Below are 12,646 nucleotides of genomic sequence, written 5' to 3' on the forward strand. Positions count from 1 at the left end.
TTGCAACATGTTTTTATATAACGTTACCCTTATTTTAGATGATAGTGCAGCCCAGGAATGGTTGCAGTGGATGCAGGAAATTCATATTCCAGAAGTACTGGCAACTGGCATGTTTGTTTCGAACCGCTTGTTAAAGGTTGTTGATTCGCCAAACGAAGGCGTGACTTATTGTGCCCAATACATCGCAGAAACGTTAGAAAACTACAATGAATACCAAAGTACTTATGCACCAGCCTTGCAGGAAAAGTTAAACGAAAAGTTTAAAAATCGATTTGTGGCATACAGAACTTTGATGGAGTTTGTGGATTAATTACTTATTTCAATTTCTCATTATTCTTATGCCTGTCCGCATCGCGGATCGTTTTCTTTTCGAGATTTTTCTCCAGTGCCTCGGTTAAGTTAATTCCGGTTTGATTGGCCAGGCAAATCAATACAAACATTACATCAGCCATTTCATCAGCCAGGTTTACATCCTCATCACTTTTTTTGAAAGATTGTTCGCCATATTTACGGGCCATGATTCGGGCTACTTCGCCGACTTCCTCCATTAAAATTGCTGTATTGGTCAATTCATTAAAATACCTTACCCCAGTAGTTTTAATCCATTGATCTACCGTTTGCTGTGCTTCATTAATGGTCATATTCTATTCCTTATTTTTCGTATCAATTAAAATGGTTGTTGGCCCATCGTTTACCAAAGCAATTTTCATATCTGCTCCAAAAATTCCCGTTTGAACTTTTTTACCAGTTAAGTGGGTCAATTTTTCAATCATTTGTTCGTAAAGTGGAATTGCTACAGCGGGTCTTGCAGCTCTCGTAAAACCAGGCCTGTTCCCTTTTTTTGTGGACGCAAACAACGTAAACTGACTGATCAATAAAATATCACCATTAACATCCGCTAAAGCTTTATTCATTAGTCCATTTTCATCACTAAAAACACGCATGTTCACAATTTTTTGTGCAAGCCAATCTAAATCCTCAGCTGTATCTGCCTCTTCAATACCTAGCAAAACCAGAAATCCGGTTTCAATCTGGCCAGTAACCTGGTTATCTACGGTGCAACTTGCCTGGCTAACTCTTTGTAAAACTGCTCGCATTTTATATTACTTTTGAATCATAAAATTGATATGCGCAAGATAAGTATTTTAGCGGTTTCCATAATTTCATTCAGCTTTGAATAGGCATTTTTGGATTTATAACTGATTTACAAATACATTAACTTAATCTGCAACAACATCACAACATGACAATAATCCGAACTTTTGGAATCATATTAATTTTACTTGGCGGTTTTTTGGCATATGGAATAATCGGATCCTATAAACCAATTTTATTCGGCACAAAAACTGAAGCTAAGATTGTTGCTGTTAAACGTGTTCACAATAAAAGGTTTATCTATGTATATTATCCCGTATTTCAATTCCACTATAGCAATAAGACGATTAGAATTGTGGATCAAAGCAGCGATATTGATAAAAATAGTATCGGTTTAAAGAAATCTATATACTACCACAAAGATTATGGTATCAGCAGAGGTTTTACATCAACACTGATAGTTTTTTTTTTCATTAGTATTTCCTTCATACTATTTGGACTTGTTGCGCTTTTTTCTAAGAGAAATTTTTAAATTGAAACTGACAAAAAAGAATTTGAGGATATTAACTGTAAAGCATAATATCCTCAACTGTTTTTTTTGCTTACCACCTGATTAGTGCACTTGCCCAGGTAAAACCCGAACCAAATGCAGCAAGGCAAACCAAATCGCCATCCTTTATTTTTCCAGCTTCCCAAGCCTCACACAATGCAATAGGTACAGAGGCCGCCGTGGTATTTCCGTATTTTTGAATGTTATTGAAAACCTGATCATCACTTAAGCCCAACAGGTTTTGAACATATTGACTGATCCGTAAATTTGCCTGGTGTGGCACCAGCATATCAATATCTTTTTCTGTCAAGTTATTGGCAGCCAAAGCTTCTTTAATTACCTCAGGAAACTTCACCACTGCTTTTTTGAAAACCGATGGCCCGTCCATATAAGGTAATGCAGCGCCGCTTTCTAAAATTTCAGGCGTCATAAATAATCCGCCCAATTCCTGGTCAGGGAAAGCGGGTTTATCTTTCATCCATTTATTGGCGTGAGAACCTGGATAATACATGGCCAGAATTTCCGCATCTGCACCATCACTATGTAAATGGGTACTTAAAATACCTTTACCTTTTTCATCTGTAGGCTGAAGTACAACCGCTCCTGCCCCATCGCCAAAAATTACTGAAACATTGCGACTGCGGGTTTCGAAATCCATGGCGAAAGAATGTTTCTCGCTGCCTACTACCAAAACATTTTTATACATACCTGTTTTCACGAATTGATCTGCAACGGATAAAGCGTATACAAAACCCGAACACTGGTTACGAATATCTAATGCGCCAATTTCACCCATGCCCATTTCACGCTGCAGTAAAACACCACAACCCGGAAAATAGTAATCAGGACTTAAGGTAGCAAATATGATGAAATCTACATCTTTCACGGTAATGCCTGCTCGCTCAATGGCAATCTTCGCAGCTTCAATACCCATCGTTGTGGTAGTTTCCTCGTTCCGATCGGCAAAGCGACGTTCTTTAATACCAGTCCGCTCTTGGATCCATTCATCATTGGTATCCATAAAACGACTTAAATCTGTATTGGTATATACATTTTTTGGAACGTAGTAACCTATTCCTGCTATTTTAGATTGATGCATGCTCATATTATTTGGTTAACAAATGTATTAAAACAGATGGAACATGTGTGAGGTAAGATGGAAAATGTAATGCAAGCACTAAATATTATTTCATGTCCCAATAATCACAACCATCTTCCATTTAACCTATTACATCTTCCATAAAATTAGTTATTTTTGCACCATGTCTACAGAAACCAAAGAAGAGACCTTTACGCTCGAAGAAATTTTAACTTCCCTAAAAACCGTACACCGCCTTATTTTGTGGAATGATGATGTAAATACTTTTGATCATGTGATTTATTGCATGATGAAATATCTGGATTATAACGAATCTCAAGCAGAAAAAATTGCATGGAAAGTGCATAATGATGGTAAATGCCCCGTACTTGAGGGTTCTTTTACCGAAATGGAAGTTTACCGCAAAATTTTACAACAGGAAGGATTAACAGTTTCGGTTGATTAGCTGAGATATCCTAATGTTTGCAAGCCTAAAAAATCACTAATACTTGTTGTTCAATTAAATATGAGAAACGTTGATAAAAAAAGCTTGGAAAATGCTTTCCGGTTATTTGAAAGTGGTGATATAGATAAAATTGAAATTGGCACAACTAAAGGTCTTCAAAAAATACATGAATACCTGTTTGATAATTTGTATGATTTTGCTGGTAAAATACGAACACTAAACATCTCAAAAGGCGGTTTTAGGTTCGCAACTGCACTTTACCTGAATGAAATTTTGGCAAAAATAGAATTAATGCCAGAAAATACTTTCGAAGAAATTATTGCTAAATATGTCGAAATGAATATTGCGCATCCGTTTATGGAGGGAAATGGCAGAACAATGCGAATTTGGTTAGACATGATCTTAAAAAAACAAATTGAAAGATTAGTTAACTGGCAGTTTATCGATAAAACCCTTTACTTACAGGCAATGGAGCGTAGCCCAATCAACGACCTCGAATTAAGAACCTTACTTTTATCCAATTTAACAAATGAGGTGAATAGTAGAGAAGTTATCTTTAATGGTATAGAACAATCATATTACTATGAAGGATATGAAAAAGATAGTGAAGACTAGCTAATTCTAAATCCCCTTCAAAACTTCATTCAACTCTGCTTGTGTACTTAGCGTTTTATCTTTTGCATACCAACCATGAAGCTTTTCAGCTAAAATTGGCATTTCGGTAGTTTCTTTTCTCCACTCTTTTAAAAGCTCCTGCAAAACTTGTGGTCGTGGTGCCCAGGTTGCCAAAACCTCATCAGCTGCTTCATTCAAAATGATTAATACAGGTATTGCTCTACCACCGTTAGTTAAATGTGCATCAATTAATGGAAGATTTTTGTCTCTCAGCACAAACTTCAAATCAATTCTCCCTAAAGATGCGGTAGCAATTTTATTAATTACTGGAACAATTTGTGCAGCATCGCCACACCAACCTTCTGTAATTACTAAAAATTTATAATTTTCATCGAGCTGATTTATAGTTGCAGTTAAGTCAGCTGTAAGACTAGCAGTTTTATCCACCCGATTCATGCGTTGAACATTCATCTTCGTATAATGCAAATCGTAAGCTACGTCGCCCGTAGCCTTTCCTTCTAACAAAAGTTGATCAACCAAGGCCCGGTAGGTTAGATAATCCATGCCCTGCTCGTTAAAAATCTCGCTGTAATTAACCATGATGTTTCAAATTATGTCGCAAAGGAAAGGAGAAATTTGATCAGATTAATCATTGATTTGCAATTTGATTTGTCAACTTAAATCAAAGCAGATGCTATTTAATCGCAGTAACTTGAGTAATCACTTTTGCGGTATGATTATACACCCTTACTATCGGTTTAATGGTTCCTTTAGAAACATTCAAAACCTCGATACTGTTGCCAGCCAATACAGCTATCGATATCTTATTTTTCACAACAACCTGATCCTTGGTATTGGCTTGCCTAATCATCAAATTACCGTTAGTGGGATTCTCGATTTCCACATTAAACGCTGATTGATCTGCTAGATGAACAGTGAGTTTGTTACCTGATGCCAATGGCGTCATTATAGTCCACGATTTTGGATCAGTTTTCAACGTTGCGCATGAAAGCATGAACAAAGGAAATAATAAAACTGAAGCAACTGCAAATACTTTACTTTTCATCATCTTAAACTTTATATTAATCAGACGATGAATTAATGAATTTGGTTGCATCACCTTCCAATTAACTTTTAAATTCGCTTGTTTTATGAAAGTCGATATCAGGATAATCCTGTTTGGTTAAATTAATCATGTACTCGCTATCAGATAGATAAACCGGATTTGCTTCCTTATCAAAACCGATATGTTGTTGCTTACGTTTCACAAACTCATCTAATTTTTTTCTATCAGCTGATGTTACCCAACTCGAACGTGTGTAGCTCAACGTACGGAAACGACATTTGGCGCCATATTCATGCTCTAAACGGAAGTTAATTACTTCAAACTGAAGTTCTCCAACCGCACCGATTACCTTTCTGTTTCCAGGCTGCATCACGAATAATTGCGCAACACCTTCATCTGTAAGCTGCTCGATACCTTTTTCCAATTGTTTGGTACGCATTGGGTCCATGTTTTCTACCTCTTTAAAAATAGATGGAGAAAAACTCGGAATACCTTTAAACTGTAATTTCTCGCCTTCAGTTAACGTATCGCCTATTTTAAAGTTGCCACTATCATATAAACCGACCACATCACCCGGCCAGGCTTCTTCCACAATGCTTTTTTCATTGGCCATAAAATCCATCGGGTTCGAGAATTTCAGTTTCTTATCCTGACGGGTATGGTAGTAGAATTTATTACGCTCAAACTTTCCAGAGCAAACACGCAAAAAAGCAATGCGATCGCGGTGTTTCGGATCTAAATTGGCATGGATTTTAAAAACGAAACCACTAAAGTTTTTTTCTTCAACCAAAACATCACGTTCTTCTGCTTCGCGGTGGCGGGGACTTGGTGCAATATCAATAAACGTATCTAAAAGTTCTTTGATACCGAAATTATTAATCGCACTGCCAAAAAACACTGGTGCAACCAATCCATCGGTATACAAATCCTTATCAATTTTGCCATAAATACCATCAACCAGTTCAACATCATCTTTCAAGGTGCTGATTTCGTTTTCCTTTAGGTAATCCAATAGCGATGGATCATTCAAATCATTAGCCGCTACAACCGAATCGGTTACTTTTGTTTTATCAGAATTGAATAAATTTAAGTGTTTGTTGTAGATGCTGTAAACACCCTTAAAAGTATGTCCTTGCCCAATTGGCCAAGAAAGCGGGCACAAACTGATATTCAGTTTCTCCTCAATTTCATCCAATAAATCGTAAGCTTCCTTACCCTCACGGTCCATTTTATTCACAAAAATAATTACCGGCGTGTTCCGCATACGGCAAACCGACATTAATTTTTCCGTTTGTTCCTCCACACCTTTCACACAATCTACCACCAAAATCACGCTATCCACAGCCGATAAAGTACGGTAAGTATCTTCAGCAAAATCTTTGTGACCAGGCGTATCCAAAATATTAATTCGCTTGCCGCTGTACTCAAAACCCATTACCGAAGTTGCCACCGAGATCCCACGTTGTTTCTCAATCTCCATAAAATCGGAAGTATTGCTTTGGTTTGCTTTGTTACGTTTTACCGCACCAGCCGTATTAATCGCACCACCAAAAAGCAGAAATTTTTCTGTCAATGTGGTTTTGCCCGCATCGGGGTGACTAATAATGGCAAAGGTTTTACGTTTTTCTATTTCAGGGTTAAGCATAATAAAATTTTGGGTAAAAGATGGCGATGAAACCTGGTTAAAGGAATTTAACAGCGATTAGATTAGAATAATTTTGTTTCATCAGGCTGCAAAGATAAGAAAATTGGTTAACTGTTTGAACTGGTTAATTGTTTAATTGAAAACCAAATGGCTAATCAGTTTTTGAAAAGCAATTGCGGTAGTTCTTCGGTTCGGGTTAGTCCCGCCATACATTACAATCTTTTAAAACTCCTGTCATGCTGAGGCACGAAGAATCTGTTTCATCGGTTGCAGATGCTTCGTTTCTCTGCATTGCAGAATATTCAAGGTTGTTGCAAATAAAAAGTATTTTCATTACTGTCGGGTTTAGATCACTTCTTTAGCAATTCTTAGGAAAGATCTCACCACCCCTTGCCCCTCCTAAATTAGAAAGGGATTAGTAAGAATGAAAGCAAATTTCTGCATTTAATTTGTTTCTGTGGGCTAAATCCAATTCATAAATAAATGCACATATTATAACTTAGCATTGACCGGCTCCCCTTCTTATTTTCAAGGTGGGGTTGGGGGTGGTTTAATTTTAAACAACTCAATTTTTGAAAAACAGTTGCAGTGATACTTCGGTTCGTGTTAGTCTCGCCCTACATTGCAATCTTCTAAATTTCTGTCATTCTGAGAAACGGAAAATCTGTTTCATCTGTTCAGATGCTTCGTTCCTCCGCATGGCAGCATATTCAAGGTTGCCGCAAAATAAAAATTATATCTACAGGGGTTGGGTTTAATAAACCCGGGCTTGTTGCGCCAAATTAAAACCTGTTTTTGAAAAATCCTTTTGCGCATTTTTATCCCACAGCAATTTATTACTATGGTTTAAATGGATAAATTGAATTTTAGCTTTAACACTTATCGGTTCCTGCTCGAAGAGCTTTTGAGTTTCGACAATTAAAGGGTGAGGTACCTCACTAATCGGTCTGTTTCCCAATTCATCTGCAGAATAAAAAGTGGCGTCCAAAAAGGCAAAATCAACCTGTTTAACCATTTCAACAATACTTTTATTCCACTTGCTCCATTTATCAATATCGGGAATAAAGAGATAGTTTTTCGCTCCGGTTTCAATTTTAAAACCTGCAGTTTCTGAATATTCATCGCGATGAGGAACGGTAAAAGCAGTTATTTTATTCTCCTCAAAAGCGATTGGTTTGCCATCTTCTAAGGCAGTAATTTTAATGTTATTCAGTTTTACAAGCTGACTCCATGGACCATTATCTTCTAAAAAAGATTTAAGCTTTGGCAAAACATAAACATTAACATGTTTGGTATTCATTACTTCTCTGCCAAATTCCATTAAACCAGTGTAATGCCCAATATGTGCGTGAGTGATAAAAATACCATCTGGTAAATAAGGATATTGGTTTTTTGTTTGCTTACCAAAATCTTTTAACTGCTGTTTAATGTCGGGAGTGGCATCGAACAGATACCATTTTTTTGCTTTCGGATCAACCAGTGCAAGTGCAACCACCGCTTTTTGCATTGCAGGATTTTGCCAGGCCTTACTACAGCAGATTTTCTTAAAGCCCATGTGTGGATAACCGCCATCCTGAGCAACACCCAAAACTAGAATGTAAGGCTCATGAGTGTTTTGAGCAAAACCAGCTATCGATAAAAACAATAGTAAAGTAAAATAAAAAGAATTTTTTAAGGGCATATTTATCATTTAATGCTCACGAATTTAGCAAAGTAATATGTTACTTTGCTAAATATTGGCTAATTTTAAATCATCCCGCCATATCCATTAATCAATTGCTTTTATCAAGATGCCAGAATTAGAAGAAACTTCTATGCCAGCAGAAATTGCGGCGAAATTTGTTAATTATACCTCTAAACATGTTTTTTTAACCGGAAAGGCAGGAACAGGTAAAACTACATTTCTGCGCAAGCTTGTTCAGTTGACACATAAAAAAGTGATGATTTGTGCTCCAACTGGTATTGCAGCCATTAATGCTTCTGGTGTAACCATACATTCGCTTTTTCAGTTGCCTTTTGGTGCGTTCTTTCCTGATGCGGCAAGTAGCATTATGAATCAAAATATTAACTTCAATTTTAACACACCCCGAACCATTGTGAAGCATTTGAACATGCAGGGCAATAAAAGGCGTATGATTCAGGAGCTTGAATTGCTTGTGATTGATGAGGTGAGTATGCTCCGGGCAGATATGCTCGATGCCATTGATTTTTCCCTGCGTTATATTCGCAGGAATAGAAATGTTCCATTCGGCGGCGTGCAACTGCTGTTTATTGGCGATTTGCACCAGTTGCCACCAGTGGTAAAAAATGATGAATGGCGGGTAATGGCGGGTTTTTACAAGAGCATTTATTTCTTCGATGCCTTAGCATTACAAAATAATCCACCGGTTTATATTGAACTCGACAAAATTTACCGCCAGGATGATGCAGTTTTTATCGATTTATTAAATAATCTGCGGAATAATAAGGTTAGCGCTGAAGATACAGCTTTACTTCGCCAGCATTTCAAACAAGATTTTAAGCCTGCCACCGATGAAAATTATATCACATTAACCACCCACAACAACAAGGCTGATGCCATCAATCGGGAGCGGTTAACACAATTAAAAACTAAATCTTATTTTTTTGATGCAAAGATCACAGGAGAATTCAATGAATATGCGTATCCAAACGAGAAAAGTTTAGAGCTTAAAGTGGGGGCCCAGGTGATGTTTATCAAAAACGACATGACCGCCGACAAACGTTATTACAATGGCAAAATCGGCGTGGTTCACCATATTGAAAAGGATATCATCGAAATTGAACTTCCGGATGAACGTACCGTAATTTCTGTTTCACCATATACCTGGGAAAACGTAAAATACAAATTAAATGAGGCCACCAATGAAATTGCAGAAAATGTTGCGGGTTCTTTTGTTCAATACCCGATCAAATTAGCATGGGCGATTACAGTGCATAAAAGTCAGGGGTTAACTTTTGACAAAGCAGTCATCGACATTGGTGATGCCTTTGCACCCGGACAGGCTTATGTGGCACTTTCGCGATTACGTTCGCTAAAAGGACTGGTTTTAACCTCGCATTTACGAGAAAATGGCTTGCAGCAGGATCAGAATATCTACTATTTTTCGAACACCAAACAACCTGCTGAAGTTTTAACGCAACAAATCAGTTCCGAAAGCTACGATTTCATTAGAAGTTATTTATTAGCGGCTTTCGATTTAAATATGGTTCGGTATTACCTAAAAGAGCATGTAGAAACTTTTGATAAAAGCGAGGCAAAATCAACCAAACAAAAATACGATGGCTGGACAATGGAACTGTACAAGGATTTTCAAAAAATTACTGCTACTGCCGACACTTTTATTAACCAGCTTAAAAACTTATTTGCTACACAAACGGAACATACACTATTTAATGTTTCAAAAAGGGTTGATGCTGCCCTAAAATATTTTAATCCTTTGGTTAAAGAAGTTTCTGATAAATTTCTAACTCAAATTGAGGATGTAAAGGAAGAAAAACAGATTAAAACTTATTTAACTGAATTACTTGAGGTGGAGATTTTGGTTTATGAGCAACTTAAAAAGATGCATAAAAGCAAAGCTTTATTAAAAGCATTTATTGATGGCAAGGAATTTAGCAAAGCTGATACTGATGCTTTATTGAATATTACAGAACGCAACAAACAATTACAAAAAGCTTTACAACTAAAGGGCGAGACAATTAAGGTAAAATCAGTTGCCGATAAGAAGAGAAAAGAACCGAAAATAGACACAAAACTCATCAGTTTTGAACTTTATGAACAAGGAAAAACATTAGAAGAAATTGCGAAAGAGCGTGGATTTTCGGTTGGCACGATTGAAGGCCATTTAGCTTATTATGTATCGACTCAGCAAATTGATGTGCAGAAATTGGTTAAACCCAACAAAATTAAAAATATTGCTGATGCGGTAGAAAGCCAGAAAACAAAATCAATGGCTACCATTCGCGATTTCTTAGGTAAAGATTATTCATTTGGTGAGATTAAGCTGGTACTAGCGTCGCTGTTTCCATCGGAGGAATAGTTTTTAGTTTAACCGCAAAGAACGCAAAGAGAAAGGCGCAAAGAACACAAAGCTAATTTCAGAATTATGGATGAAAATGAATTATCAAGGATTGTAATTGGTTTGGCAATCGAAGTACACAATGCTTTAGGCCCAGGTTTGCTAGAGAGCGCATATAAGGAATGTTTATTTTACAAAATTTCGAAATCAGGGTTATTTGTAGAAAAGGAAAAAATTATGCCTTTACTTTTCGAGGAAATAAAATTAGATTATGGATACAGAATTGATTTACTTATTGAAAATAAATTAGTATTGGAACTTAAAAGTGTTGAAGCCTTAAATGATGTTCATCTTGCTCAAACGTTGACCTATATGAAGTTAGGAAATTATAAACTTGGCTTATTGATGAATTTTAATGTAACTCTTTTAAAGGATGGTTTAAAACGTATTGTTAATGGCTTATAAATTCTTTGTTTCTTTGCGGAAAACTTTGCGAACTTTGCGGTTAAATGGAGAAAGTTAACCTTTTAGCGCAATACATGCCGGCTCAGGCAGCACCGCTAATTGCAAAATGGATAGATTATTTTCAGTGCGAATTTAAAATCGCGAAAACCCGCTCTACCAAGCTGGGCGATTATCGTCATCCCTATCGCGATAAAGGGCATCGAATTTCAGTAAATTTCAATTTAAACCACTATGCTTTTCTGGTTACAACGGTTCATGAGTTCGCCCATTTACTCACCTGGAACGATTTCAAAAATAAAGTAAAACCACATGGTGGAGAGTGGAAGAAAAACTTCCAGCGGATGATGGTTCCATTTTTTGAAATGAATATTTTCCCGGAAGACATTCACAAAGCCATTGATAACTATATGTCTAATCCTGCGGCATCAAGCTGTTCGGATTTACATTTGTCGCGAGCTTTGAAAAAATACGATTCCGATCAAACCGAAACCTTACACCTCGAACAACTTCCTGCAAATACCATTTTCAAAATAAAAGATGGTCGGCGTTTTACCAAGGGCGAACGCATCAGAAAACGCTACCGTTGTGTGTGCTTAGATGATAAGAGAATTTATCTTTTTAATCCGCTGGCCGAGGTTTTTGTAATAAATTAAATAACCAATAGCTCAAGTGGGCAAAAAAAAAGCTTCGATTTTCATCGAAGCTTTTTTTTTAATATTCCCAAAGTCCTTGTTCATAATCAAGAACCGATTTTTTAATCCGTTCTGATTCATACAAACGCTGTCTTGGATCTGTAATAATATCTCTCAGCTTATTATCGCCTGGATTCGACTCTTTTACAATGTAACTGCTAAATAGGCGACGAATAAAGAAATCATCGAAACTCAAAGAAGAAGCGTCATTATTGGTGTTAATCAAACGTTTTTTCGTTAAAATTTCTCTGGCTTCAGGATAGTAAACCCAGAAAACAGGCTGCCATTGTTTCGAAACCTCGTTATACTTCATTGGAGCGATACCAACAATACGAGGTTCGAAGATGGAACGTTTCACATCAAAAATCCAGTCTTCTTTAATTCTGAATTTCAAAAATGATTCTGGATTAAGATCATTAGCTACCGTTTTCACAGTACCTGCTTTAGCATCTGTAACCTCAACAGTTCCTGCTGCAGCCATTCTTGCTGAATCAGCTGTCATTGGCGTATTAAATGCATCATCCTCATTTAAAACACTATCAATTGGTGCATACGCCGTTAATTCTTCCGACTTAATTGCTGATAACAGGACATCTATTAATCTTGACTTTGGTGATTTTAACGCCGAATTCACGGTATCCCTTAAATCAATTTCCCTCCAGATACGTTTTGCATAAAACACATCTTCTTCACGTACATCAGCCAATGGCACCATTTCCGTACTATCGATATCTTTACGAGCGTAAAAACCATCTTTAGGCGGAACCTTAAGCTTTTTCTTAGCAACTTTGACCGGAGCTGCTACGGTATCAGCAACTGGTGCCGTAGTAACAGCCGTTTTCTTAGGTGCCAGCTTGGTTGGTTTTTTTTGGGCAAAAGCTACCGTTGCAAATAACGCTAAAACAATGATGCTTACAATCCTTTTCATCTTTTT

14 protein-coding genes are annotated in these 12,646 nt (G+C 37.0%); 6 read left to right on the forward strand and 8 right to left on the reverse strand.

Features of this window, described 5'->3' with window-relative positions; genetic code table 11:
* Positions 1-7: 7 nt before the first annotated feature.
* Positions 8-310: a DUF4286 family protein gene (locus tag R2Q70_RS01375; protein WP_316805896.1), complete on the forward strand. Its 303-nt coding sequence runs from the start codon at positions 8-10 to the stop codon at positions 308-310.
* A gap of 4 nt (positions 311-314) precedes the next feature.
* On the opposite strand, the gene R2Q70_RS01380 is transcribed toward R2Q70_RS01375, so the two are convergent.
* The 3 genes from R2Q70_RS01380 to R2Q70_RS01390 form a co-directional block, all read right to left on the reverse strand.
* Positions 315-641, reverse strand: a complete 327-nt coding sequence (locus tag R2Q70_RS01380) for a nucleotide pyrophosphohydrolase (RefSeq protein ID WP_316805897.1) — start codon at positions 639-641, stop codon at positions 315-317.
* A gap of 3 nt (positions 642-644) precedes the next feature.
* Positions 645-1,097 carry a D-aminoacyl-tRNA deacylase gene (gene dtd, locus R2Q70_RS01385; protein WP_316805898.1) on the reverse strand — a complete coding sequence of 151 codons (453 nt, stop codon included), beginning with the start codon at positions 1,095-1,097 and terminating at the stop codon, positions 645-647.
* Between the two features lie 600 nt (positions 1,098-1,697).
* A complete protein-coding gene (locus R2Q70_RS01390; RefSeq protein WP_316805899.1) occupies positions 1,698-2,744 on the reverse strand; it encodes a beta-ketoacyl-ACP synthase III in 1,047 nt (348 codons plus the stop codon).
* Between the two features lie 163 nt (positions 2,745-2,907).
* Between R2Q70_RS01390 and R2Q70_RS01395 the strand changes: the two genes are divergently transcribed.
* Positions 2,908-3,189 carry an ATP-dependent Clp protease adaptor ClpS gene (locus R2Q70_RS01395; RefSeq protein ID WP_010599054.1) on the forward strand — a complete coding sequence of 94 codons (282 nt, stop codon included), beginning with the start codon at positions 2,908-2,910 and terminating at the stop codon, positions 3,187-3,189.
* A gap of 60 nt (positions 3,190-3,249) precedes the next feature.
* Positions 3,250-3,804 carry a protein adenylyltransferase Fic gene (fic, locus tag R2Q70_RS01400; RefSeq protein WP_316805900.1) on the forward strand — a complete coding sequence of 185 codons (555 nt, stop codon included), beginning with the start codon at positions 3,250-3,252 and terminating at the stop codon, positions 3,802-3,804.
* Between the two features lie 6 nt (positions 3,805-3,810).
* Here the strand turns inward: fic and R2Q70_RS01405 are convergent, their stop codons facing one another.
* From R2Q70_RS01405 to R2Q70_RS01420, 4 genes are all read right to left on the reverse strand, one after another.
* Positions 3,811-4,404, reverse strand: a complete 594-nt coding sequence (locus R2Q70_RS01405) for a thioredoxin family protein (protein WP_316805901.1) — start codon at positions 4,402-4,404, stop codon at positions 3,811-3,813.
* A 94-nt stretch (positions 4,405-4,498) separates the two neighbouring features.
* Positions 4,499-4,873, reverse strand: coding sequence for a hypothetical protein (locus R2Q70_RS01410; protein WP_316805902.1), 375 nt, complete (start codon positions 4,871-4,873; stop codon positions 4,499-4,501).
* A 58-nt stretch (positions 4,874-4,931) separates the two neighbouring features.
* On the reverse strand, positions 4,932-6,515 hold the full coding sequence (locus R2Q70_RS01415; protein ID WP_316805903.1) for a peptide chain release factor 3: 1,584 nt from the start codon (positions 6,513-6,515) through the stop codon (positions 4,932-4,934).
* A 754-nt stretch (positions 6,516-7,269) separates the two neighbouring features.
* Entirely contained in the window at positions 7,270-8,196 is a 927-nt protein-coding gene (locus R2Q70_RS01420) for an MBL fold metallo-hydrolase (protein ID WP_316805904.1), read from the reverse strand.
* A gap of 109 nt (positions 8,197-8,305) precedes the next feature.
* On the opposite strand from R2Q70_RS01420, the gene R2Q70_RS01425 reads away from it, so the two are divergent.
* The 3 genes from R2Q70_RS01425 (at position 8,306) to R2Q70_RS01435 (ending at position 11,673) form a co-directional block, all read left to right on the forward strand.
* The gene (locus tag R2Q70_RS01425; protein WP_316805905.1) at positions 8,306-10,576 is read left to right on the forward strand and encodes a helix-turn-helix domain-containing protein; all 2,271 of its coding nucleotides are present in this window, start codon (positions 8,306-8,308) and stop codon (positions 10,574-10,576) included.
* A gap of 66 nt (positions 10,577-10,642) precedes the next feature.
* Positions 10,643-11,020 carry a GxxExxY protein gene (locus R2Q70_RS01430; RefSeq protein WP_316805906.1) on the forward strand — a complete coding sequence of 126 codons (378 nt, stop codon included), beginning with the start codon at positions 10,643-10,645 and terminating at the stop codon, positions 11,018-11,020.
* A gap of 44 nt (positions 11,021-11,064) precedes the next feature.
* Positions 11,065-11,673 carry a SprT-like domain-containing protein gene (locus tag R2Q70_RS01435; RefSeq protein WP_316805907.1) on the forward strand — a complete coding sequence of 203 codons (609 nt, stop codon included), beginning with the start codon at positions 11,065-11,067 and terminating at the stop codon, positions 11,671-11,673.
* Between the two features lie 58 nt (positions 11,674-11,731).
* On the opposite strand, the gene gldN is transcribed toward R2Q70_RS01435, so the two are convergent.
* The gene (gene gldN / locus R2Q70_RS01440; RefSeq protein WP_316805908.1) at positions 11,732-12,640 is read right to left on the reverse strand and encodes a gliding motility protein GldN; all 909 of its coding nucleotides are present in this window, start codon (positions 12,638-12,640) and stop codon (positions 11,732-11,734) included.
* Between the last annotated feature and the right edge of the window lie 6 nt (positions 12,641-12,646).

The sequence above is a fragment of the Pedobacter agri genome, from assembly GCF_032678665.1.
GTDB lineage: Bacteria > Bacteroidota > Bacteroidia > Sphingobacteriales > Sphingobacteriaceae > Pedobacter > Pedobacter agri_A.

Bases quoted from the DNA above. Each gene is read 5' to 3' on its own strand.
- R2Q70_RS01415 (WP_316805903.1), bottom strand. From the start codon at position 6,515: ATGCTTAACCCTGAAATAGAAAAACGTAAAACCTTTGCCATTATTAGT.
- R2Q70_RS01430 (WP_316805906.1), top strand. From the start codon at position 10,643: ATGGATGAAAATGAATTATCAAGGATTGTAATTGGTTTGGCAATCGAA.
- R2Q70_RS01420 (WP_316805904.1), bottom strand. From the start codon at position 8,196: ATGCCCTTAAAAAATTCTTTTTATTTTACTTTACTATTGTTTTTATCG.
- R2Q70_RS01405 (WP_316805901.1), bottom strand. From the start codon at position 4,404: ATGGTTAATTACAGCGAGATTTTTAACGAGCAGGGCATGGATTATCTA.
- R2Q70_RS01380 (WP_316805897.1), bottom strand. From the start codon at position 641: ATGACCATTAATGAAGCACAGCAAACGGTAGATCAATGGATTAAAACT.
- R2Q70_RS01410 (WP_316805902.1), bottom strand. From the start codon at position 4,873: ATGATGAAAAGTAAAGTATTTGCAGTTGCTTCAGTTTTATTATTTCCT.
- R2Q70_RS01435 (WP_316805907.1), top strand. From the start codon at position 11,065: ATGGAGAAAGTTAACCTTTTAGCGCAATACATGCCGGCTCAGGCAGCA.
- R2Q70_RS01395 (WP_010599054.1), top strand. From the start codon at position 2,908: ATGTCTACAGAAACCAAAGAAGAGACCTTTACGCTCGAAGAAATTTTA.
- R2Q70_RS01375 (WP_316805896.1), top strand. From the start codon at position 8: ATGTTTTTATATAACGTTACCCTTATTTTAGATGATAGTGCAGCCCAG.
- R2Q70_RS01390 (WP_316805899.1), bottom strand. From the start codon at position 2,744: ATGCATCAATCTAAAATAGCAGGAATAGGTTACTACGTTCCAAAAAAT.
- R2Q70_RS01425 (WP_316805905.1), top strand. From the start codon at position 8,306: ATGCCAGAATTAGAAGAAACTTCTATGCCAGCAGAAATTGCGGCGAAA.
- gldN (WP_316805908.1), bottom strand. From the start codon at position 12,640: ATGAAAAGGATTGTAAGCATCATTGTTTTAGCGTTATTTGCAACGGTA.
- fic (WP_316805900.1), top strand. From the start codon at position 3,250: ATGAGAAACGTTGATAAAAAAAGCTTGGAAAATGCTTTCCGGTTATTT.
- dtd (WP_316805898.1), bottom strand. From the start codon at position 1,097: ATGCGAGCAGTTTTACAAAGAGTTAGCCAGGCAAGTTGCACCGTAGAT.